At 55.8% G+C, this 22,909-nt stretch carries 24 protein-coding genes; 14 read left to right on the top strand and 10 right to left on the bottom strand.

Annotated features, from left to right (window positions below; translation table 11 throughout):
• Positions 1-10 precede the first annotated feature (10 nt).
• From acpP to IPJ12_01135, 3 genes are all read left to right on the top strand, one after another.
• The gene (gene acpP, locus IPJ12_01145) at positions 11-247 is read left to right on the top strand and encodes an acyl carrier protein (protein MBK7645806.1); all 237 of its coding nucleotides are present in this window, start codon (positions 11-13) and stop codon (positions 245-247) included.
• A gap of 72 nt (positions 248-319) precedes the next feature.
• Positions 320-1,555 (top strand): beta-ketoacyl-ACP synthase II, encoded by a 1,236-nt coding sequence (gene fabF / locus IPJ12_01140; GenBank protein ID MBK7645805.1) that lies wholly within the window; start codon positions 320-322, stop codon positions 1,553-1,555.
• Between the two features lie 23 nt (positions 1,556-1,578).
• Positions 1,579-2,016 (top strand): hypothetical protein, encoded by a 438-nt coding sequence (locus tag IPJ12_01135; protein ID MBK7645804.1) that lies wholly within the window; start codon positions 1,579-1,581, stop codon positions 2,014-2,016.
• On the opposite strand, the gene nadB is transcribed toward IPJ12_01135, so the two are convergent.
• Positions 1,991-3,619 (bottom strand): L-aspartate oxidase, encoded by a 1,629-nt coding sequence (gene nadB / locus IPJ12_01130; GenBank protein MBK7645803.1) that lies wholly within the window; start codon positions 3,617-3,619, stop codon positions 1,991-1,993. The genes IPJ12_01135 and nadB overlap by 26 nt on opposite strands.
• Positions 3,620-3,737: 118 nt before the next feature.
• Between nadB and rpoE the strand changes: the two genes are divergently transcribed.
• From rpoE to IPJ12_01075, 11 genes are all read left to right on the top strand, one after another.
• On the top strand, positions 3,738-4,337 hold the full coding sequence (gene rpoE / locus IPJ12_01125; protein ID MBK7645802.1) for an RNA polymerase sigma factor RpoE: 600 nt from the start codon (positions 3,738-3,740) through the stop codon (positions 4,335-4,337).
• Position 4,338: 1 nt separating this feature from the next.
• Positions 4,339-4,770 (top strand): SoxR reducing system RseC family protein, encoded by a 432-nt coding sequence (locus tag IPJ12_01120; protein ID MBK7645801.1) that lies wholly within the window; start codon positions 4,339-4,341, stop codon positions 4,768-4,770.
• A gap of 150 nt (positions 4,771-4,920) precedes the next feature.
• Positions 4,921-5,166, top strand: a complete 246-nt coding sequence (locus IPJ12_01115) for a glutaredoxin family protein (protein ID MBK7645800.1) — start codon at positions 4,921-4,923, stop codon at positions 5,164-5,166.
• Positions 5,167-5,224: 58 nt separating this feature from the next.
• Positions 5,225-7,015 (top strand): elongation factor 4, encoded by a 1,791-nt coding sequence (gene lepA, locus IPJ12_01110; GenBank protein ID MBK7645799.1) that lies wholly within the window; start codon positions 5,225-5,227, stop codon positions 7,013-7,015.
• Between the two features lie 8 nt (positions 7,016-7,023).
• Complete coding sequence (lepB, locus tag IPJ12_01105; protein MBK7645798.1) at positions 7,024-7,812, top strand: signal peptidase I; 789 nt, start codon at positions 7,024-7,026, stop codon at positions 7,810-7,812.
• Positions 7,813-7,822: 10 nt separating this feature from the next.
• The gene (locus IPJ12_01100; GenBank protein MBK7645797.1) at positions 7,823-8,173 is read left to right on the top strand and encodes a DUF4845 domain-containing protein; all 351 of its coding nucleotides are present in this window, start codon (positions 7,823-7,825) and stop codon (positions 8,171-8,173) included.
• 3 nt (positions 8,174-8,176) lie between these two features.
• A complete protein-coding gene (rnc, locus tag IPJ12_01095) occupies positions 8,177-8,845 on the top strand; it encodes a ribonuclease III (protein MBK7645796.1) in 669 nt (222 codons plus the stop codon).
• A complete protein-coding gene (gene era, locus IPJ12_01090) occupies positions 8,842-9,726 on the top strand; it encodes a GTPase Era (GenBank protein MBK7645795.1) in 885 nt (294 codons plus the stop codon). Before rnc ends, era begins: the two co-directional genes overlap by 4 nt.
• Complete coding sequence (recO, locus tag IPJ12_01085) at positions 9,723-10,451, top strand: DNA repair protein RecO (protein ID MBK7645794.1); 729 nt, start codon at positions 9,723-9,725, stop codon at positions 10,449-10,451. Before era ends, recO begins: the two co-directional genes overlap by 4 nt.
• Positions 10,452-10,645: 194 nt before the next feature.
• On the top strand, positions 10,646-11,881 hold the full coding sequence (locus tag IPJ12_01080) for a tyrosine-type recombinase/integrase (GenBank protein ID MBK7645793.1): 1,236 nt from the start codon (positions 10,646-10,648) through the stop codon (positions 11,879-11,881).
• A gap of 295 nt (positions 11,882-12,176) precedes the next feature.
• Positions 12,177-12,500 (top strand): hypothetical protein, encoded by a 324-nt coding sequence (locus IPJ12_01075; protein ID MBK7645792.1) that lies wholly within the window; start codon positions 12,177-12,179, stop codon positions 12,498-12,500.
• Here the strand turns inward: IPJ12_01075 and IPJ12_01070 are convergent, their stop codons facing one another.
• From IPJ12_01070 to IPJ12_01030, 9 genes are read right to left on the bottom strand one after another with little or no spacing between them, the layout of a single operon-like run.
• Positions 12,501-15,272 (bottom strand): conjugal transfer protein TraG N-terminal domain-containing protein, encoded by a 2,772-nt coding sequence (locus tag IPJ12_01070; GenBank protein MBK7645791.1) that lies wholly within the window; start codon positions 15,270-15,272, stop codon positions 12,501-12,503.
• Positions 15,273-15,305: 33 nt separating this feature from the next.
• Positions 15,306-16,754 carry a conjugal transfer protein TraH gene (locus IPJ12_01065; GenBank protein MBK7645790.1) on the bottom strand — a complete coding sequence of 483 codons (1,449 nt, stop codon included), beginning with the start codon at positions 16,752-16,754 and terminating at the stop codon, positions 15,306-15,308.
• Complete coding sequence (traF, locus tag IPJ12_01060) at positions 16,751-17,614, bottom strand: conjugal transfer protein TraF (protein ID MBK7645789.1); 864 nt, start codon at positions 17,612-17,614, stop codon at positions 16,751-16,753. The genes IPJ12_01065 and traF overlap by 4 nt, the downstream gene beginning before the upstream one ends.
• A gap of 8 nt (positions 17,615-17,622) precedes the next feature.
• Positions 17,623-17,997 (bottom strand): hypothetical protein, encoded by a 375-nt coding sequence (locus IPJ12_01055; GenBank protein ID MBK7645788.1) that lies wholly within the window; start codon positions 17,995-17,997, stop codon positions 17,623-17,625.
• Positions 17,994-20,099 (bottom strand): type-F conjugative transfer system mating-pair stabilization protein TraN, encoded by a 2,106-nt coding sequence (traN, locus tag IPJ12_01050; protein MBK7645787.1) that lies wholly within the window; start codon positions 20,097-20,099, stop codon positions 17,994-17,996. Before traN ends, IPJ12_01055 begins: the two co-directional genes overlap by 4 nt.
• 9 nt (positions 20,100-20,108) lie before the next feature.
• Positions 20,109-20,867: a type-F conjugative transfer system pilin assembly protein TrbC gene (gene trbC / locus IPJ12_01045; GenBank protein MBK7645786.1), complete on the bottom strand. Its 759-nt coding sequence runs from the start codon at positions 20,865-20,867 to the stop codon at positions 20,109-20,111.
• Positions 20,854-21,882 (bottom strand): TraU family protein, encoded by a 1,029-nt coding sequence (locus IPJ12_01040; GenBank protein ID MBK7645785.1) that lies wholly within the window; start codon positions 21,880-21,882, stop codon positions 20,854-20,856. The genes trbC and IPJ12_01040 overlap by 14 nt, the downstream gene beginning before the upstream one ends.
• On the bottom strand, positions 21,879-22,514 hold the full coding sequence (gene traW / locus IPJ12_01035) for a type-F conjugative transfer system protein TraW (GenBank protein ID MBK7645784.1): 636 nt from the start codon (positions 22,512-22,514) through the stop codon (positions 21,879-21,881). The genes IPJ12_01040 and traW overlap by 4 nt, the downstream gene beginning before the upstream one ends.
• Positions 22,511-22,909, bottom strand: coding sequence for a hypothetical protein (locus tag IPJ12_01030; protein ID MBK7645783.1), 399 nt, complete (start codon positions 22,907-22,909; stop codon positions 22,511-22,513). Before IPJ12_01030 ends, traW begins: the two co-directional genes overlap by 4 nt.

Raw genomic sequence — 22,909 nt, 5'->3', positions numbered from 1 at the left:
AGTTTTTCTAATGGATAACATCGTAGAGCGCGTCAAAAAGATCGTCGCCGAACAACTGGGCGTGAACGAAGCGGACATCAAGAACGAGTCCTCCTTTGTGGACGATCTGGGCGCGGATTCCCTGGATACCGTTGAACTGGTCATGGCACTCGAAGAAGAGTTCGAGTGCGAAATTCCTGACGACCAAGCTGAGAAGATCACTACGGTCCAGCAGGCAGTCGATTTCATCCTCGCCAACAAGAAGTAATCCAATTCTGGTTGACCCAGGCAAGGCCGGCCCCCTTGGCCGGCCTTGCTACATTTGCTTTCGGAGTGCACCTTGGCACGTCGCAGAGTCGTAATTACCGGTTTGGGCATAGTTAGCCCGGTCGGAAACACCGTCGAAGAAGCTTGGCAGAACATTCTGGCAGGTAAATCCGGTATTGCCGCTGTCACCAAGTTTGATACCTCAACTTTCCCGGTTCAGTTCGCCGGTGAGGTCAAGAACTTTGACATTACCCAATATATTTCCGCCAAGGATGCGCGCCGTATGGATGACTTTATCCATTTCGGGCTTGCAGCTGGCATTCAGGCCGTGCATGATGCCGGTCTGGACAAGGAGGGCGCAGCTGATCCGGAACGGGTTGGTGTTGCCATTGGTTCAGGTATCGGGGGGCTGCCACTGATTGAGGCAACCAAAGACGAGTACACTGCGGGTGGTGTGCGCAAGGTTTCCCCGTTCTTTGTGCCAGGTTCGATCATTAATATGATATCTGGCAATCTGTCGATCGAGTTTGGCTTCAAGGGACCGAATATTGCCTTGGTTTCTGCATGCACGACGGGTACACATTCGATTGGTGATGCTGCGCGTATCATTGAATACGGTGACGCGGACGTCATGGTTGCAGGTGGAGCAGAATCGACTGTGTCACCTTTGGGTATGGGCGGTTTTTGTGCTGCTAGGGCCTTGTCCACGCGCAACGACGACCCAACTACAGCCAGTCGGCCGTGGGATAAGGACCGCGATGGTTTCGTGCTTGGTGAAGGGGCCGGCGTCATGGTGCTTGAAGAATATGAGCACGCAAAGGCGCGGGGTGCAAAAATTTACGCAGAATTGATCGGGTTCGGAATGAGCGGTGATGCGTACCATATCACGGCCCCAAATACTGATGGACCGCGTCGTTCCATGCTGAATGCCTTGAAGAACGCAGGAGTTGCTCCGTCAGAGGTTCAGTACCTGAATGCTCATGGCACCTCTACGCCTCTTGGTGACAAGAATGAAACAGATGCAGTCAAGCAAGCTTTTGGTGATGCGGCCTACCAGTTGGTGGTGAACTCAACCAAATCGATGACTGGTCACCTTCTAGGTGGTGCTGGTGGTATAGAGTCGTTGTTTACAGTGCTGGCAATACATAACCAGATTTCACCCCCAACTATTAATATCTTTAATCAGGATCCTGAATGTGATCTTGATTATTGTGCGAATGTAGCGCGTCCAATGAAAATTGACGTGGCGCTGAAGAATAATTTTGGTTTTGGTGGGACCAATGGCTCGCTAGTATTCAAGCGAATCTAAGCCAACCAGTCGTAGAGAGAACGGTGCAGCTTCCGGTATTTGTCGGACTGCGCCGTTCGCATTTATTGGATGTTTCGGTACTGATACTCGTCTTTCTGGCGACAGCGTCCATTTTTTATTTTGCAGGGGCAAGGTCGATACAATCCGCACTTGTATTTATCACGTGGGCTTTTGCACTTCTAGCTTGGCTTAATCTAAAGCCATATTTTCAGAAGATTCGCTTGGAGCGTAGTGGTTATATTTTGGCGGCGAGAGCAGATGAATTGGAGTTTGAGAAGGTTGCACTTCAGCCATATTCGTTAGTTCATTCGTGGCTCACCGTTATTCGCCTAAAGACTGAAGCAGGTTCCATTCACACTTTGGTTGTCGCAAGAGACAGCTTAACGGATACAGACTTCAGGCATCTGAGGATGTTTCTTCGTTGGCAAGCTCAATTCATCGCGCCGGGCGGCGACATCTGAGAACGGTATTCTTCACCTTGGTAGCTGTCTCCGGGTAATCTCTCGAAAAGTGAAGCCCTCGGCTTTCCTTTCGCTGCATGGCACAGCGGACAATCAAATCTGCCGTTGCGACAAGGTTGCGAAGTTCAATCAGATCATGACTTACTCTGAAGTTGGCATAAAACTCGTCAATCTCACGTTTTAGTAAAGCGATGCGATGTCCTGCTCGCATTAAGCGCTTTGTCGTGCGAACAATGCCTACATAGTCCCACATGAAGCGTCGGAGTTCATCCCAGTTGTGCGAGATAACAACCTCTTCGTCGGCGTCGGTAACGCGACTTTCATCCCATAAAGGCAATTGTGGAATAGTTATGGTGTTGTTGGCCAAAATATCCTTGACCACAGCTTCTGCGAAGACCAAGCATTCGAGCAAGGAATTTGATGCGAGACGGTTGGCGCCATGAAGACCGGTGCATGAGGCTTCGCCAGCTACATAAAGCCCTGCAACATCTGTTCTTCCGTTCAAGTCGCTGATAACTCCCCCGCAGGTATAATGAGCAGCAGGTACGACGGGTATTGGTGCTTGAGTAATATCGATACCAAGCTCCATGCATCTTGCGTAAATATTCGGGAAATGGGTCCGGATAAAATCCTCACCCTTGTGCGAAATATCGAGAAAGACGCAATCCAGACCCCGCTTCTTCATTTCAAAGTCTATGGCTCGAGCGACAATATCACGTGGTGCCAGTTCGGCTCGATCATCATGTTCAGGCATGAACCGAGTGCCATCTGGTAGCCTGAGAAGCCCCCCTTCACCGCGAACTGCCTCAGAGATAAGGAATGATTTTGCTTGCGGATGATACAAGCATGTAGGGTGAAACTGGATGAACTCCATGTTGGAAACACGGCATCCAGCCCGATAAGCCATGGCAATTCCATCACCCGTAGAAGTGTCCGGGTTGGTAGTGTAGAGATAAACCTTGCCTGCGCCACCGGTGGCCAGCATTGTATTGGCTGCTCCGATGGTCACAACCTCACCATCTTGAGTGTTCAGGATGTAAGCACCAAAACAACGCTTTTCTCCGGTTCCTAACTTGTCGCCAGTAATTAAATCGATCGCGATATGATCTTCGAGTACCGTGATGTTTGGGTTTGCCCGGACTTTTCTGGTCAGGGTATCCTGAACCGCGGAGCCCGTGGCATCTGCCACATGAATCACTCTGCGGGCACTGTGTCCGCCTTCGCGGGTCAGGTGATAACCGGCATCGTCCTTGGTAAATGGGACGCCTTGTTCAATTAGCCATTCGATTGCATGTCGCCCGTTCTCGACCACAAAACGGGTTGCTTTTTCATCGTTTAACCATGCTCCGGCTACAAGAGTGTCCTGAATGTGAGCTTCAATCGAATCGCTGCTATCGAGAACGGCTGCGATCCCTCCTTGCGCCCAACCGGATGCTGAATCTTCGAGGCTTCGCTTGCTTACTAAAGCAACTCGGCAATGTGATGCTAGGCGTAATGCGGCAGATTGGCCCGCAAGCCCACTACCGATAATAAGTACGTCAAATTTCTGCACGCTGTTCTCTGGGGGATTGTTTTCCGCCAAATATAGCACGCGGAAAACCATAAATCCGGTTACAGAAAGTCACAACTTGGGATAAATACCTTTCCGCTTCATGAAAACTGCTGAGCTATACTGCGCCTATAACAGATGGACATGTCCAATCCCCAGGAAATCAACAACCATGAGTGAGCGCGAGATCGATCAAGTACTGGTCGAGCGGGCGCAAGGCGGAGATAAGCGCGCCTTCGACCAGTTGGTGAGCAAGTACCAGCGCAAGTTGGGTCGCTTGTTGTCGCGTTTTGTGCGTGATTCCGCTGAAGTGGAGGATGTTTCTCAAGAGGCATTCATAAAAGCCTATCGAGCTTTGCCGTCCTTTCGTGGGGATAGTGCTTTCTATACATGGCTGTATCGTATCGGGATCAATACTGCCAAGAACTATCTTGTGTCTCAGGGAAGGCGTGCACCCACTACGACAGAGTTTGATACCGATGAGGCTGAGACGTTTGATGACGCCACTCAATTACGCGATATCAACACACCTGAAAGTCTCCTGTTGACCAAGCAAATTGGGGAGACAATTAATTGCGCAATGGATTCCTTGCCAGAAGAGTTGCGGACGGCCATTGTGTTGCGAGAAATAGACGGTATGTCCTATGAAGAAATCGCAGGAATTATGGACTGCCCAATAGGCACGGTTCGTTCTAGAATTTTCCGCGCTCGTGAAGCTGTGGCGGCAAAACTTCGCCCCCTACTTGATACCGCATCCGATAAGCGTTGGTAGCATGGGTGTTGAACAAACGACAATTAGAGGGGTTGTCCGGTCACTTGATGGGGAGAATGCCATCGTTGAACCTGATCAAGGTGGCTGTGGCCGTTGCCATGAAAAAGGTGGCTGTGGTGGTCAGCAACTGACCCAAATTTTCTGTGCTGGACAGAAAACGTACCACGTAGAAAACTCTATCGGTGCCGCTGTTGGGGATAGCGTGACCATTGCCATTGCGGCTGGCAGTGTTCGCCGTACGGCGAATCTGGCTTATGGGATTCCATTGGTCGCAACAATTTTAGGTGCGGCGTTTGGCTCACTATTGGGAAGCGATTTGTGGGCAATATTGGGTGGCGCGTTTGGTTTGATTACGTCCTACATATACGTGATTCAGCGGTCACGCGGCGATGAAGCGGCTTTTGCAAATCGCCCCCATATTATTTCCCGATAAGAATCGAATTCAGATTCATGGCGGTTTATGCGGTTTCCTTTGCTACCACACAGTTCAATAGGCTATTGGATCAATTCGCCAATGGTAGAAAAGTCTCGCTTCTGATTCGGCGTAGAGAGACGCAAACCTTTATTACCATCAAGGGTCTGAATGGCAACTGAGTTGTTGCTGATAAGTCGCAGCTACTGCCATCTTTGTCATGACATGGAAGAGGCTTTGCTGCCGCTGCTGGAAGAGTTCGGGGTTGCTGTGAAGATAATTGATGTCGATACCGACTCAATGCTTGAGGCCAGATTCGATGAACTGGTGCCAGTTTTGCTACATGGTGATACAGAGCTTTGCCACTACTTTTTGGATGAAGCCAAAATCCGTGAATATTTGGCTGGAATCCGCTAGAATTCAGGGTCTTCTGAAAGGGAAGGGCGCCGGATAGCGCCCTTTTTTACTGGTACCAATGGATCATATACGAAACTTTTCGATCATCGCGCACATTGATCACGGCAAGTCGACACTGGCTGACCGCATCATTCATCTTTGTGGGGGCTTGTCTGATCGCGAGATGGAAGCACAGGTACTCGATTCGATGGATATCGAGCGAGAGCGCGGAATTACGATCAAGGCACAGACCGCAGCGCTAAGCTATAAGGCGCGGGATGGCAAAGTTTATAACCTGAATTTGATCGATACGCCGGGACACGTAGATTTTTCTTATGAGGTATCCCGGTCGCTTTCGGCTTGCGAAGGCGCTTTGCTGGTAGTTGATGCTTCGCAGGGTGTTGAGGCGCAGACCGTTGCCAACTGCTATACCGCTCTCGAACTAAATGTTGAGGTGGTACCTGTATTGAATAAAATTGATCTGCCCTCGGCGGATCCAGAAAACGCGCGTCAGGAAATAGAGGATGTAATCGGAATTGATGCATCGGAAGCTGTGCTTGCCTCAGCAAAGACTGGGTTAGGGGTTCAGGATATTCTTGAGGCAGTTGTTGCACTCATTCCTCCACCAAAGGGCGATCCGAATGCACCGCTAAAGGCTTTGATTGTCGATTCATGGTTCGACAACTACGTTGGTGTCGTCATGCTGGTACGTGTTATTGACGGTGTCCTGAAACCCAAGGATAAATTGTTCTTCATGGCCACCGGCGCCCAGCAATTGTGTGAGCAGGTCGGAGTTTTTGCCCCCAAGTCCGAGTCACGGGAGATGTTGCGAGCCGGTGAGGTCGGGTTCGTTATCTCTGGTATTAAGGAGTTGAAAGCTGCCAAAGTGGGCGATACGATCACCACGATGGATCGCAAGGCATCAGAGGCATTACCAGGCTTCAAGGAAATCAAGCCGCAGGTTTTTGCAGGGTTGTACCCTGTCGAATCGAATCAATATGACTCTCTTCGGGAAGCGCTAGAGAAACTTAAATTAAATGATTCATCGCTGCAATATGAACCAGAAGTTTCTCAAGCCTTGGGTTTTGGATTTCGTTGCGGATTTCTTGGTCTGCTCCATATGGAAATCGTGCAGGAACGCCTGGAGCGCGAATTCGATCAGGATCTGATCACAACGGCACCAACAGTGGTCTATCAGGTGGTCATGCGTGATGGCAGCATCGTTGATGTAGAAAACCCGGCCAAGCTGCCAGATGTCACTAAAATGGAAGAGGTCAGGGAGCCGATCATTACGGCCACCATCTTTGTTCCACAGGACTACTTGGGCAACGTAATCACGCTATGTAACCAGAAGCGCGGTAATCAGATTGACATGCACTACCACGGCCGCCAAGTAAAACTGGTTTATGAGATGCCAATGGCCGAAGTTGTTATGGACTTCTTCGACAAGTTGAAGTCATGTTCGAAAGGCTATGCGTCGCTTGATTACGATTTCAAGGAATACAGGGCTGCCGATGTGGTCAAACTGGATATCCTGATCAATAGTGAAAAGGTTGATGCATTGTCACTGATCGTTCACCGTGCAAATGCGCAATATCGTGGTCGCGAACTTGCAAGCAAGATGCGCGAATTGATCCCACGCCAAATGTACGATGTGGCAATTCAGGCTGCTATCGGTTCCCATATCATCTCTCGTGAGAACGTGAAGGCGATGCGCAAGGATGTGCTGGCCAAGTGCTATGGTGGTGATATATCACGCAAGAAAAAATTGCTGGAAAAACAAAAGGCCGGTAAAAAACGTATGAAACAAGTGGGTAGTGTAGAAATTCCGCAGGAAGCGTTTCTTGCAGTACTGCGTGTTGATAACTGAGAGTAGCGATGAACTTTGCCTTGATTCTATTCGTGCTGCTTGTCGTTACCGGCATGCTCTACGCGGTTGATATACTTAAGTTTCGAAAATTCCGTGCCAAGGATGCCAAGGAGCCACTGTGGGTAGAGTGGGGGGCAAGTTTTTTCCCGGTCATCCTGATTGTCTTCGTACTTCGTTCATTCCTGTTCGAACCATTCAAGATACCCTCTGGATCGATGATTCCGACCTTGCTAGTTGGGGACTTTATATTGGTCAACAAGTTCACTTACGGCATTCGGTTGCCCGTGATCAACAAAAAAATTATCGATGTCAACTTGCCGCAGCGTGGCGATGTCATGGTTTTTCGTTATCCGGAGGATCCGTCGCTGGATTACATCAAGCGAGTTGTCGGCCTCCCTGGCGACACTGTGTCCTATCAGAACAAGCGGCTCACAATTAATGGTCAAGCGGTTGCCTTGCAAAAGACGGGAGATTATCTTCACCCGGAGCGGTTGTATTACTCAGAGCAGTTCGTGGAAAAGCTGGGTGATGTAGAACATCGGTTGCTCAACGACACCGACGCACCTGCATTTATTCCGGACGCTGCTCACTTTCCGCATCGCGAAAACTGTACATACAATGCTGCTGGTGTGATTTGCAAGGTGCCAGCCGGCCATTACTTCATGATGGGTGACAACCGCGACAACAGCCGCGACAGCCGTGCGTGGGGTTTCGTGCCAGAGGAGAATATTGTTGGCAAGGCGTTCTTTGTCTGGTTGAACTTCAGCGATTTCAGCCGGATTGGTTCATTCAGGTAAGGGGATAAAGATGAAAAATCAACGCGGCGTTGCCCTTTCCGGGCTGTTGTTCTGGAGCATCATTCTGGTTTTGGGTGCGGTATTGAGCATGAAGGTAGCACCTACCTATCTTGAGTATTACAAGATTCTGAAAGATGCCAAAGCCACTGTAGGCAAGGTCGGTCCGGATGCGACAGTATCCGATGTTCGACACGCCTTTGACAAGTTTGCTGAAATCGACATGCTGGATTTTCCTTCGAGTCAACTGGATGTCTCGAAGGATGGTGGGCGTGTTGTCATCGATTTTGCATATGAAAAACGCATCCATCTTTTCTGGAATGTCAGCCTTGTCATCGATTACAAGGGGACTACCGCGGGGTAACTCATGACCGCGCAATCTATTGCTCGCCGCATTGGCCACACGTTTTCTGATCCGCTTCTTTTACGAACGGCGCTGACTCATCGCAGCTTTGGTACGCCAAACAATGAACGGCTCGAGTTTCTAGGTGATGGGGTACTAGATTGCGTTATTGCTGCTGTCTTATTTCATCGTTATCCAGACCTGCCTGAGGGCGATTTATCTAGGTTGCGCTCAAATCTGGTTAACCAGAATGTATTGCACCAACTCTCTCTCGATCTGGACATTGGCAGCGCCTTGCGACTAGGTGAAGGTGAGCTGAAAAGCGGTGGCGCACTTCGTCCATCCATTCTTGCTGACGCGCTGGAAGCAATGTTTGGTGCGATCTACCTTGATGCAGGCTTTGATGCGGCAAAGATTGTTATAGAGGCACTATATGCGCCGCTAGTCAGCAAATTGCAGCCCGGGCAGTTTCAGAAAGACGCGAAAACACGCCTCCAGGAGTGGCTGCAAGGGCGCAAGAAGGGTTTGCCCCGCTATCAGCTACTGGAAGCCACTGGAGCAGCCCACGAACAGCGTTTCGAAGTCACCTGTGAAATCGAATCCCCCCCTTTGCGGACCACCGGCTATGGCTCAAGCCGGCGAATTGCCGAACAGGTGGCGGCCGAGAAGGCCTTGAAAGAACTTACTGAATGAAAAAAATCCGTTCCGGGTACATCGCCATTGTCGGTCGCCCCAATGTTGGTAAATCGACGCTCCTTAATCGGCTGGTTGGCGAAAAAATAAGTATCGTCTCACGCAAGGCGCAGACGACGCGACACAGGATCACCGGAATCTTGACCAAGGATGATGCGCAATTTGTCTTTGTTGACACACCAGGATTCCAAACGAAGTTTTCGAACGCGCTGAATCGTTCGATGAATCGTGGTGTGACGCAAACCATCAGTGATGTCGACGTCGTGCTTTTCGTGGTAGAAGCCGGTCGTTATGACATTAAGGATCAGGCGGTCGTTCGCTTGCTGCCGAAGGACAGGCCAGTCATTCTTGTCGTGAATAAGACCGATCAGTTAAAGGATCGCACTGCCTTACTGCCGTTTCTGGCAGAGGTCTCTGCAGATCACGATTACGCGGCCATCGTTCCGGTCAGTGCGGCCAAGGGGCGGCAGACAGAAGAATTGCTGAGCGAGGCTAAAAAGCATCTGCCCAATGATGGACTGATGTTCCCGGAAGATGACCTGACTGATAAAAGTGAGCGGTTTCTTGCTTCCGAGTACATTCGGGAGAAAGTCTTCCGCCTTCTTGGTGATGAACTGCCTTACGCGACTGCTGTTGAAATTGAAAGATTCGAAGTGGAGGGCGACCTTCGTCGAATTTTCGCGGCCATCGTGGTCGATCGGGACGGCCATAAGGCTATTGTGATTGGCAAGGGCGGTGATCAACTGAAGCGTATCGCCACGGAAGCCCGTCACGACATGGAGCGCCTGTTTGGTGGCAAGGTTTATCTTGAGGTCTGGGTCAAGGTGAAGTCTGGCTGGAATGATGACGAACGCCTGCTCAAGAGCCTCGGTTACGAATGAACCTGCGTAGCAAAGTCGATGGCCAGCCGGCTTACGTCTTGCATACCAATCCCTTTCGGGAAACCAGCCTCATTGTTGAAGTATTCTCCCGTGATTTTGGGCGCGTAGCGCTGTTGGCACGCGGTGCGCGGCGTCCCCGTTCAGCCATTCGCGGCCTGTTGATGGCCTTTCAGCCGCTGGAGATTTCGTGGGCCGGCAAGGGCGAAGTGCTGAATCTGATGAAAGCTGAATGGCTGGGTGGACAGCCTTTATTGGCCGGTGAAGCCTTGTTCTGTGGCTATTATCTTAATGAACTGCTGATGAATTTGTTGCCGCGCGAAGATGCGCACGAGCAACTATTTGCTAGCTACGCCGAGATGCTGGGCCGTCTGGCGGCAGATCCATTGGGAAAGTTTCGCGAAGCAGACTTGCGCAGCTTTGAGAAAGCACTGCTGCAGGAACTGGGATATGGCTTGACGCTGAATCATGACAGCGACGGTCATGCTATTCATCCCGATATTTTCTACACTTATCGCATGGAACAAGGTCCGGTGCGTCTTGAACATGACGAAGCCTCCGCTCAGGTGGTCAAAGGGAAGACGTTGCTTGATCTTGAAGCAGATGATTTCTCTGATCCCCGTTCTCGTCGAGAAGCCAAGGCATTGATGCGGACGTTGATGGCTTATTATCTAGCCGGCAAGGAACTCGAAACACGCAAGATATTCAAGGAGTTGCAAGAGCTATGAATTGATGTGTTGTGACGTATCATGACATATCAAAATTGGCTCTTTTGTTGACTCCAAGTTACCGTATTTAAACAAATTTATTTTTCTTCGTGTTTTAACGTCCCATAACATCTCTGGTATATTGAGTAGTCAGCTGAGTAGCTAGCATGAGTAGCTAGCTGAGTAGCTGGAAAATTCATAGATCAGAGGCAAGAATGGGCGCTCTCAACGATATTCAGATTCGGCACTGGATCAAAGCAGCGGCTCCGGTCGCCAAGTCAGATGGCGATGGTCTGACTTTCACTTTGTCTGCGGCGGGTACCGCTTCATGGGTGCTGCGCTACCGTTATGGTGGCAAGCAGCGCGAGAAGACAATTGGCAAGTTCCCAGATATTTCGCTCAAAAAGGCTCGAGAATTGGCGGCTGCAGACCGGGTGCGCATTCAACAGGGAATGGACGTTGGACGTGAAAAGCAGATTGAGAAGCACGAACAGATTAAGGCGATGACTGTTAAGAGCCTTGTTGCCGACTATGAGGAAAAGGTTCTCCCCGGACTGGCAGCCTCGACCGGAGTCTCACGCCGTCAGAAGATCAGGACGTATATTTTCCCGGCCATTGGCCACCTGACTGCGCGGGACGTTAGTGGTGCTGACTTGGTAGATCTTCTGGAGCGGGTGAACGCCAAGCATCCCAAGCAGGTCAAGGAAGTGCTCAGCGTCGTCAAAACGATCTTCGACCACGCTCAGAGCAAGAAAATCATCAATATCAACCCTGCCGTTGGTATCTCGCACAAGGCCATCTCAGGTGTTGCAGGGAGGGCTGGCAGCACCAGGATCATGCTGAACGATGACGAAATCAAGGCGCTGCTCACTGCTTTGGGAAAGGCAAACCGCACCGTTGAGTTTGTTACTCGCATTCTTCTATCAACTGCGGTTCGTATCCAAGCCTTGATGCTCGCAGAGTGGGCTCACGTTGATTTCGAGAAGAAAACATGGCTTATCCCTCCTGGTGATGGCCGGAAATCAATTCGTGAGTTCGTTGTTCCACTGACCGAACAAGTCATTGGCTACTTCCAAGAGTTGAAAAAGATCGCGGGGAGGTCTGACTACGTTGTCCCCGTAATCAAGAAACGCAAGGAAGGTGATTACCCAATGCAGCCAGGGTCAGTAAATCATGCTCTTGAGCGCGTGTGCGCGGATCTCGGTGACAAAATCCGTGCCTTCTCACCGCATGACCTTCGTTCAACAGCGCGTAGCCACCTTGGTGCACTGGGTGTTCCTGTAGCTATTGCCGAGCGATGTTTGAACCATACGTTAGGTGGCTTGATCGCTGTCTATGACCAGCATGATTATTTGGTTGAACGTCGAAAGGCACTTGAGCAATGGAGTACCAAGCTGGATATTCTTGAGAAAATCCACAACAACGTGGTGATGCTCAATCAAGTGGCGTAAAAAAGCCGGGAGTTACCCCGGCCTATCGATACTGGCGGCTACCTTCAACCTTTAGCCAAAGCTTGCTTCAGTTCAGTAGCTTGAACTGATCGCGCAGGTGCCCGTTATCGACGTGGATCAAGTCGATTACCTGTTCCATCGGCTGTTCGCGATGATCCAGTTGGTATTGAAGAAGGGGCCCCGTATCGGAGATCGGCCGGGGCGGCGGGTCTTGGTAGTGGAAATGTTAGCTGGATAGGTCGCCATAGGCTTGCAACCTGCACCATCAGAGGTAGTCTGAATGCAGGAGGTCGAAATGAGAAAACTCATTTTTATCGGATGCATTGCACTGGGAGTATTGATCGGTTTGGTTTCCGGCGTAAATGGCGACTGGGGAACCCGGATTGTCATGATGTGTATCGGCGCCCTGGTTGGGACCGCCATCGGTGGCGGATTGACGCGGATGGGTTCCAAGCCGCTGCCGAAATCTGCTTCGTGGTTGGACTTACCGTACGGAGAAGGTACGCCGGAGGACGAGTTGGTTAAGAATTACTGGCGCGACCGGGGGCATGCACCATTCACGAAGCCGTCAGAGGTTACCCCCGACAGGCATATGTTCGATCCCGACAAACTTTACTGACTACTTCCGCAGTAGGTCCTTCACCACATCTTTTGCATTCTCGATCGTTGCTCCTGCATCCTTCCCTACCTGTTTGCCGGACTGAACCAATAGCGACTTTTTCGATGCAAGCGTTCCGTCATCGGTTTTGACGATCTCAGCCTTGGTGTCAAAGCCTGCACGGCTTGATGCAGCATCCGAGCGGATTTGATTGCCACTGGTGCGAACTTCATCTCGAATAGGCGATACAGTGGAGGCGGCGCGATGTGTCAGTGAGGCATTCCCAAACCGGGAGGTTTGTAGTCGGTTGGATTGATGTAGACCATCGATATCTGGCGTCAGCGCAGCATCGCTTCGCTGTTGTGCATGTTGCTCCCTGACGTCTCCAAAGGATGCTGGCAGGGCAGTTCCATCAGAAAACACCCGGTTTGGCCGAAGGGACTGCCGAGCCAATTCAGATTCCATCAAGGCATGGGCTGCGGCACTGTTGCCGCCATACTGCTCTGCATAGCGCATAAACATCTCCAGATTGTGCGGGTCCTGGGCGATGTCGATGGAAATGCTTTCTCCCTTTTCGTGGGCAGCAGAGACGCGTTCCGCGAAGGCCATACGTTCGGTGAGACTTGCCTCGGCGCGCTCCGAACGTGCATGTGTGGAGGCGAGCCGGGCTGTTATGTCGTTCGCTTCGCGGGAATCGTTGGTGATTGCGCTCATGAAGCCAGCATCGCGTGACACCCTGTCACCGAACTGTTTGAACTCTGCCAACTGTTCGCTGCTCATGGTGCTCAGAACCTTCCGCTCGTCGGAAGTCAACGAAGATTGATAAGCCTTGCCGCTATTGGCATGGACTGAAGCGCTAGCAACGCCAGTATTCAGCCCCAATCGCCCAGAGGCTCCAAAGGCAATGCTGGCAACCTGAGATTGCGATAGTCCCGTACTGTCGGCGACTCCTTTAGCTATCTGATCCAGCCTATTCAATGTTTCACCCGTTTGCTCGAAGCTACTGGACGTAGAGCCGCTGCTACTACGCGATGAGCGCAATTTGCTCAATCCTCGAGAGAATGCCTCTGACAGAATGGCTGAGCGTTCGGTATTGGCTGCGACACTCTCGTTTTGTGCTGCATCGACCTGCTTGCTGGCTTGCTGCACATCCTGCTCAGACACCCGCATCGAAACCATCCTGGAAGCAAACCCCTGATTTCGTAACAGGCTGACGGCAGTACGACCGGTTAGGGCGTTCGACGAGAACGTATTTCCGGAAATGTCGTTTTGCCAACTGCCCATGAACGCCGACGTACGGTTGGGCGCCAGTTGCATCTGGTCCATACCGACGTTCCCCATCGAGACGTTACCAACGGTGGCGGCCGAGGTGCCGCCAGAGATCATCCCTTGTAACCCCGACAAGCCACCGACCAGCGCTGTTCCGAAGTTTTCCATGCGCTTCAGGGCGGCCCACGCAATGAATGGAATACTGATGGCGAGGTAACCGACAACGGCTTCCCCCGAGATTGCCCGCGAATAGATCGTCGAAGCCGTCTGCAATGCCAGCGATTTGCCCCCCGTTCCGAGGTCGGCAGCGGCGGCGAGGTCGTAAGCCGCGTAGATCGAAGCCATGTAGTTCAGGATGGCGTAGAGCGGCGGCCACAACTGAATCCAGATTAGCACGGCCGCATAGCCTTTGAAAGCGAGCATTGTCTCCCGTCCGCTGGTCAGCAGCAGGAGCATCACGAAGAGTGGAAACATCGCGTAGGTCACCGCCTCGACCACGTTGCGGAACACGGGCAGCGCTTGCTCGGCCACCTTGCCGTAATTGAGCCAGGAGGCGTTCTGTTGTGCCACCGCCTGGGCGCGGCCGACCGCCAGCACCATCGCCGCCGGATCATTAACCTTCTGACCGACGATCTTGCTGGTGTCCTCAAGCGCGTTGAGCATGGCGTTCTGCCGGATGATGTCGGCCGCCGTGGCTGCCGCGGTGGCGATGCTGTTCTTGATATAGGCCTGCTGGATTTGTCCGGCGATGGCCGCTGCAGCGGCAGCGCCGGGCAGTGTCGGATTGAGCTGAAAAGCCAGACGCCCCTGGATGCGGCCGATCTGGGCCGGCAAGCGGCCATTGAGGCTCAGATAGACATTGGGGCAGGTATCGACGCCGACACTGCCGCCAGCGCCGGTCAGCGTACTGAAGCGCGCCGGATTGGGTGAAGCCATCAGCGGCCAGACATCGTCCGACGCAGAAAAGACCGCCGGATCGAGCGTGCCATCGATCAGGTCGTAGGTCGTGCAGTTGTGGATGAAATTGATCAGGTCGGTGCGGAAGGCCGGGTCCTGGAAAACCACGTTGCCAGTCTCGCGGATCAGCCGGTTGCCGAACATCAGCCCGTTCTGCTGGTAGCTCAGTTCGACCGGCAGGGCGCCGACGCCCGGAATAACCTGGAAGGCCGTTTCAAACAGACTGGTCAGCGTATTGCCGATCGTACTGGTGATGCCGCCCAGTGCGGCCACCCCGAACGGCACGTTGCCGACGACCTTGACGGCCGAACCGCCGGTCTTGTCCACGATGCCTACCGTGACCTTGGGCACGATCAGCACCGAGAAGACCAGCACGACTGTGCCCAGCCATTTCCAGCCCTGCAATTTCTCGGGGGCGAAAGCATAGGCAACCAGGGCGGCCACAAAACCGCAGAAGGCCACGGCTGCCATCGCCGCTGCATAGTCGCCCGAGCTGTGAATCGCCGCGGCGGCATTGAAGACGCCGAACAAGCTGTCGGCATTCTGGTAGGCGTAGATTTCCCACATGGTGCTTTCTCCTGTCGCGCTATCGCGTCACTGCTACTGCGACAGGTAAGCGGCCTGTTGGCCGAGCATGTCCATCACGTGTTGCGGCATGCTGGAGCGCAATTGGCGTTCGAGTTGCTCCAGGTGGTTCGATACCGCCCGGAAGGAGCCGACCTTCTGGTAGAGCAGATTCTTTTCCTGGGAGAGTTGCATGAGCATGGCCTGCGCCCGCTGACGGACCTGGTTGGCCTGCTCGCGTTGCGACTGTTGCAGGGTGTAGTTCTTGTCCAGCGCGGCCATGCCCAGACGCAGGTTGCGTTCAAGGAAGACATAGGCGTAGTCGGCGGCAATCACGTCGCGATACTGGGCAATCAGGCTGTCGGCCAAACCCGATCCCGGGATGCTGGTGCCTATCGACAACATTTTGTAGACCGGCTCGGTGGTCTGATTGACGAAGCCGACCTCGGTCGAGTTATTGGGGATGGCGGTGCGCGTCGTGATCTTCTCGGCAATGGAGCGCATGATCGCCTCTACCTTGGCGGTAAAGGGTGTGTGGGTGTACGTGGTGTTCAAGGTGACGACGTCGCAATTGGTGTAGTCGTTGCATTTCAAGACATGCTGCACGACATCCGTTCCGGCGGCCGCACCCTGGCCGTAGAGCAACTGGCTGATCGAAGTCAGCGTCGGGGCAATCGGCTCGGGGTCACGGGCCGACTCTTCCGGGTAATAGATGATCGTGCCGACCAGGCTCATGATCAGTTCGCGCTCCTGATCGTCGAGATAGGCGCCGGTGTATTGCAAGGCTTTCCAGGTCAGGTTGCCGACGAAAGGCGCCTTGTTTTTCACCTTCGGGTCGCCCGAGGAGCGTGCCGAAGACAGAATGCTGGGCCGATCCGTCGCACAGCGCCGACGCGCCGCATCGCGGTCGCTCTCCATGCCCATCTCGATGGCCAGATCGGCACAGGTTTCCTGAGAGCTGTAGCCAATCGATTCAGCCGCCGTGCTGACAATGGCCTTGGCGGTTTCGCAGGAATTGATGCGGGCATTGTTGATCCAGGTCTCCAGTCCCTTGGCCCACTTGGTCAGTCCGCCAAGCAGCGGCGAGACCGCCTCCAGGGCAAGCTGAAAAGCGATCCCCGGCAGGGCGGCCGTGATGTTCTTCAGCATGTTCTTGAACTCGGTCGCCGAAATGTGCGAGAAGGAACCACCGAAGACATCGATGCCGCCGCAACCGGCCTTGGCGCTGGGGAACTGGATGGCGGCCAACTGATAAACCTTGTTCGGCGAGCGCATCATCAAGCTGCCGCCGGTGTAGGTATTGAAGGTCTGGCCACGGAAGGCACCGGGGGCGGTGTAGTTGCCGATGGCGCCCAGATTGTTGAACATGTTGTTCACCTCGCTGTTGAGGTCGCCGGCCTGCAGTTGGAAGGACGGGATCGCCAGCAGCAGCGCCAGGAAGGTGGCAGCGCTACGCCGCAAATGAGGATGGTCGTAATGTTTCATGGCGCCTCCAGGGGTAGGGCGAGACCTTGCGTGGTTGTAGGCAGCATGGCCTCGGCTTGCGGAGCGGACACAGTGGCAATGCGTTCGAGTAACTGAGATTCCGAGAGCACCCCGAAGCCAATGGGAGAGATCTTTCCGGTGAAGGGCTGGGCCAGAAAAACAGCGGGCACCTGACTGACCTTCAGGGTGCTGGCAATGCCGTTGTCCGGGCGGGCATTGGGGAAACTCGGCAGCGGACCACCGTCCACGCTGATGGCGACGACCTGGATGCCGTGTCGCGCCTGGAAGGCTGCCAACGTCGGCGCGAAGGCATGGCAATACGGGCAGTCCGAGCGGTAGAAGAAAAACAGCACGTGATCCTTGCCGAGGTCGGCGATGGCGTGCGAGCGATCCACCAGTTCGGCCTGGTCGAAGACCTCCAGGGCCTTGGCATTGACCGGGCGGCCCTGCAGGGTCGGGTCGAGTTGCGGTGTAGCCCAGGCAACGCGCTGCGCGACGTCGGCGAAATAGGAGGCGCGGGCGACGACCTGGGACTCCAGTTCCATGTAGCGCCGGACATTGGCTTCGCTCGGTCGCATGATGGCGATGTTGCGCGTCTCTTCCAGAGTTTTCTGGAGATGTTCGAATTCGACCAGTTCCGGTGCACGCGAGGGTGGAGCGGGCGGCGCAGTTGCTGTGGCCTTGCCCGACGGTAATGGATGTTTGACCTCTTCTGGTGTCGGCGTTTCATAGAAATGCCAGCCGCGCCAACTGTCGGACCAGTAGCGGGAGGCTGCATCCTGGGCTGCCGCGTTATCGCTGCCGATCGTCACGGCGAAGGTCAGCAGCAGGAGGAGGGCGGGGCGGTTGAGGATCGTCATGCGTGGCCCTACTTCAGAGATTGCGGTGGCTGGCCATCAAGGCAGTAGTTGATGCCGAAATCCATGGTCTGGCGGCGTGGGCTCGACGCACCGGGCAGTAGAACCCCGTCCTGCCAGAACCTGACTTTCAAGCGGGCACAACCGGCCTGGGTGTAGCGCTTCTCGGTTGTGACGTCGATGTGGATCGGCGAGGTGGCAGCAAAGCGCTGGGTGAGCGCATCGGCAATTTCGCCGCTGAGGATGCCGTGGGCCTCGCCATTGACTGATTGGAGGGCGGCCAACATGACCGGTCGCGGATCCGAGACCGGGGCTCGGAGCAAGTCATCGGCGATGACCGGCGCCGCGAATCCGGCGATCAAGGCGGCGGCATAGGCGATCTTCATTGGCACTTCCCTTGTCCGTAGTAGCAAGTCGTCAGGCGCGCGGCATTGCTGCCCTGCAGCGCGCCGGTATTGGGCAATGTCGGGACGATGGAGGCGTAGAACTCGGTCAGGTCCATGGCCGCAAAGTTCAGGCTCTGGAGTTGCGCGATGGTGAAGCCCGAGCAGTCGGGACTTTCGCCCGAGCCCCAGCCCTTGCCGACCTGCACGCGGCCCTGCTCATTGACGATGCGGGCCAGTTTGCTGTTGAAGCAGCACTTGCCGGTGCTGTGTTCGAGGCAGGAGACGCACTTGCCGAAGAGGCGGAAGCAGGAGGAGCACCAGGTGCCGACGGTATGGCACAGGCCGGCCCCTTCCTTCATGGCGAGCTTGCCTTCTTCCTCGTTGCAGGACGACATCGACATGATGATGTAGATGACGATCGCGATGACCAGCGACCAGGGGTCGAAGGCGACGACCAGGCTTTCACCGGAATAGAGCACGGCCGAACTGGCCGGCAGTGCCGTACCGTTGACCGCGACGGTGATGCCATAGGTGGTGAAGCTGCCGCTGAAACCGCCGCCCAGCAGCAAGGCCTGCATGCCCTGGTAGAGGAACTCGCGGTTCTGGGAATTCATCAGCACGTCGTAGACCAATTTCGAACCCGTACCGAACAGGCTCTGATTGGTCATGCCGGCGCCAGCCGAGTCGGAACTGCAACAGTTCTTCAGCAGGCGGTGGCGGCAGCGATTGCCTTCGCCCTTGAAGACTTGCATTTTGCTGGTGTCGAGATACACGCCGGCCTCGCGTCCGGCTTCCATCAGCGACATCGAACGGGCAAAGTCGGCATCGTTGGTGTAACTGGTATTGAAGCAGTTCGTACCCAGGCAATAGACGTTGGCCGGGCAGTTCGAAACGGTGGTTGTGGTCTGCGCGGCGACCGGGCAGGTATAGGTGTCCTGGGTAATCTCGCACAGCCCGCTGCCGACATTCATCTGTTTGCAGGTGCTGCTGGCCGGGGTGCAGCCGATGCTGGCCAGCGGCGCGCACTCGTCGACCGGGGCACCCGAGGTGCAGGTCAGGGTGCGCTCATAGGACCAGCAGGCACGGGTCACGGGGCGGCCTTCGATGGCCTTGGTTGCCGGGCCGTCGACGCAGGTGTCGGCGGTCGTGATGGTGCAGCGCCCACCTGCATTTGGCATGGCACTGTTGTCGACCCAGACATCGGTCTCGTGCTGCACCATGGCCGGCTGGACGAACGATAAGGGTAGGCTCCACGTTGAGCCGAACTGGAAGGTATACCTGCAAGTCCCGCTCGTGCAGCCGGAACCTGCCGCCATGACGACTTGGAACGGGCTCCAGCAATGGCCTTCCCAATGGGGGGCGAGGTTGGTGACATAGGTGGCCTGGGTGGCCGGTGCGGTCGGCAGGTCGACGGTTTGCCAGCCGATGCAGGCCCCTTTGCCGCCCGCCGCATAGAAACGAAAACGCTGCAGCCCATCGCTGCGCAGTTGGCATTGCGCTTCCGCCACCATGTAGTCGGCGCCGTTGCGGTTGACCTGGCCGTGGGCGACCCAGGTGCCTTCAACGCAACTGGGCTGGAGATCTATCTCCACCGTCAGATCGCGCCGCGTCGTGTAGTTGCCGACACCGCTGTAACGGTTGCAGACCTTGGTCGTGGTGCCTGCCGCGCTACTGACCTCGGCGGTGGTGCAGCCGGAGTAATAATCGGCCAAGCTGCCCAAGGCGCTTGATGGATTGCGGGCGATGTCGCGGGCCGCAGTGACTGCCGGATCGTAGGCGGAGACTGCCGGGCGGGGCGTGTTGGCCGAGGTCAGCGCCCCATCCTGGGCCTGGCAGACCGGATCGTTGGTACTGGCCGCGCAGGTGCTCAGACGGACATTGGCCGCACCCGACAGGTTGGGCTGGCCGTAATACGCCGTTTCCGGTGGCGTCGTGGTGTACTCCGGTACGGCACTTGAGGCGCTGGGCATGTTAACCGTGCCGCGAATGACCGGGTTGGCCACCTGGCCGGCGGCGGTGCCCTCTTCAAACGGTCCGGCGATAGCGGCGCTCTGCGTCGTGACGAAGCAGAACAGCGTGATCCAGATGATCAGGCGGCGCATGGCGATCACCTATCCCTTGATGCGTTTCAGGAAGAGTTCGGCGGCAGGAGCAAAGGCAGGCGCCGAGCGCTGCATGTGTTCCAGCGCGTAATCCAGGCTGACGTCACCAGTTGAGCGCAGGAAACTGTCGGCTGGGGCGCAACTGCCGCTGGCACAGGCAACGGGACGTGTGCCGTCGCGCACCAAGACGAAGCTGGGTACCTTGCTGATGGCGAACCGGTCGAAGGCCAGCGGATCGATCTGGATTGCCACCTGCTGTTGGCCGATCAAGCCCTGGACCAGGGCAACCGTGTCGCGCAGCGAACCGTTGGCAAAGCCGCGGATGACGATGGTGGCCTTGGCCCGTGCCGCCTGGTCGACCAGACCTTGCAGCGTGGCGCGGGGCATGGTCAGGCTGACGAAGATGAAAAGTCCTGGCCCGGCAGTGAGCCCCTGGGCCTGAGCCATTGCATCGGATTGCCCGGCATAGCCGCGAGCCAGCGCTTCCAGGTCGACCGGTATCTGCGTCGCCGGCTTGGGCAACGCCTCAATATTCGGGCTGTTCGGCGGCGCTGATCGGTGTCCGGCCTCGCTCGGCAGGGCGTTCTTCTGCCGCGCCAATTCGATATCTTGCTCGGTGACGGTGGGGGTCTCGCGCCGGGCGCGTTCGATGTCCGCCTCAGTGACGACCGGCGAAATCTGGGCCTGGGCCGAAGTTCCGGCAACGAGTGCGGCGCTGAGCCCGAGGATCAAGGAGGCGAGGGTTCGATGGAGGTCAGTAGCCGACACAGCAATTCCTTTTGCGAAACAACATGAAGGCGAAGTCCTCGCCGCGTACCGGGTATTCCTTGCCGGCCCCCCAGAGCACGGTGGTCCGCCCGAAGGGCTGGCAGCAGCGGCCGCCTTCCTTGTCGGTGTTGGGAATGGGATAGGTGAGTTGGGTTTTGTAGGCGGTCTTGTCCATCACCGGCTCGAAGTACGGCCCGCACAGCCCGTCTTTGCCATGCCAACCCCAGGCCACCAACTCACGGTGCATCTTCGCGCTCAAGCGCTGGGCCATCAGCGCGGCCGTCCTGACCCCACCGAGGTGGTAGGGGACGTGCCCGTTGAGCGGATAGATGCCGCCTTGGCAACCGGCGCACCAGAACATCTCGCGTATGCCAAAGCCGACCGAGGCCGCCACGCAATCGGCGGCGCATGCGGCAATGGCGATCGGATTGGCGAACAGCACGGCATCGGGATTGAGGATCAGGGTGAGTTCATCGTCGGCCCACAAGGGATCGACCTCGGTCATGTAGGCCAGATCGAAGGAACTCTTCTCCAGGCAGGGAAAATCGGTCACCACGTCCAGCCAGTACATCACCGGGTTCAAGTAGTAATGCGCCTGATAGAAACCGCCACCGTCGCCATCGCCTTCCGGGCGGGTAAAGCGGGCAGCCTCGGGGGCCGGGATGCCCGGATCGAGGTCGACACCGCCGAGCGAGACGAGGCAGAAGGGTTTGCGCACCACTTCGACATGGCGCGCCGGCTCCCAGAAGCCGATGGACAGACCGACAATCGGATTGACCAGGCAACTGCAGACGGGGCTGGGCGGATTGTCGGTATCCTCCTGGTCGCCGAAATTGGCGATGGGGGCACTGCCAATGCTGATCGGCAGGATGCAGGACCAGCAGATATCGGTGATCGGATTCGGGAACTTGCCGGTGCAGGTGGCCGTGCCGGCGGCTTGGGTCGGCAGGGTGGAGAAACCGAGGAGCAGTGCCAGGAGGATAGGGAGGCTGTTTAGGAAGCAGCGTTGGCTCATGGCGCGATCTCCAGTTCGTCGATGCGCAGGCGCAGTCCTTCCTGCGATACCAGGGCAGGAACCTGGGTAATGCCCAGGCGGCGGGTAAGCAGACCCTGCTGATCGAAATAGACGGGCATGCGCCATGACTTCATCAGGTCAAGGTAGGAACCGCCGACCAGGATCGGCTTGACCCGCCCTTGGTAGAAGGCAATCAACTGCCGGGCGCGGCCGACCTGGCGCGCGTCACGCCCATCGAAAAAGAGCAGATGCCGGGACAGCGACACCACCTCCAGCGGGTTCTTGCGGGTGCCGGCGGCAAACAGCAACTCGCCCCGGGGACCGAGAATGTTGCGGTCGAGCCTGAAACTCGGATCGAAGTAGAAGGTCCTGGCCGTCTCGGTCGCGTGCAGGCCGGCGACCGGCGGCGGGTTTCTCACGGTTGCGATGCCGCGTTCCCGCGCCTGTTCTTCGAGGCGCTTGAGTTCGCCGCTGCGATCCTTGTCGCGCAATCGTTGCTCGATCATCAGCAACAGATGCGGCTCGCTGATTTCATAGCTCGGTCCGATGACGCCCAGATCAAGGGCCCTCGCGCCGGGTGCGGCCAGCAGCAGTGCGAAGAGCAGGGGCGGGAAGGCGATTAGGTGTTTCATCGCGCCACCTTGCCCGGACAGCGGATTTGTCCGGCGAGTTGTTGGCGCCCGGCGGTGTCGCCCAGGTGGTTCGCCTGAATCAATGCCATCAGTGCCGGATCACCGTCACCGTCAGCCATGGCCCGGCGCAATTCGGCTGGCGTCAGGGGGCGGCCGCAGCGCCGCGCGAAAGCGGCGAGGTAATCCCGCGCCCCGGCTTCGGCGGCAGGGGCGATTTGCCGGAGCAGGGCGAGATAGTCGGCCAGTGGCACGTGGTCAGAGGGCTGAACGCCTTGCGTCACTGGCGTGCTGATATGGGGGGCTGGCAATGGGGCGCCGGGCAGAGGGCTCTGGGCCCATGCGGTGGAAAATGCCAGAACACCGAACAAGGTGAGGCTAGAGAGGGTGCGGGGCAT

The sequence above is a fragment of the Betaproteobacteria bacterium genome (assembly GCA_016709965.1).
GTDB classification, from domain to species: Bacteria; Pseudomonadota; Gammaproteobacteria; order Burkholderiales; family Rhodocyclaceae; genus Azonexus; species Azonexus amarohabitans.
This window is presented reverse-complemented; position numbering and strand designations above follow the sequence as displayed.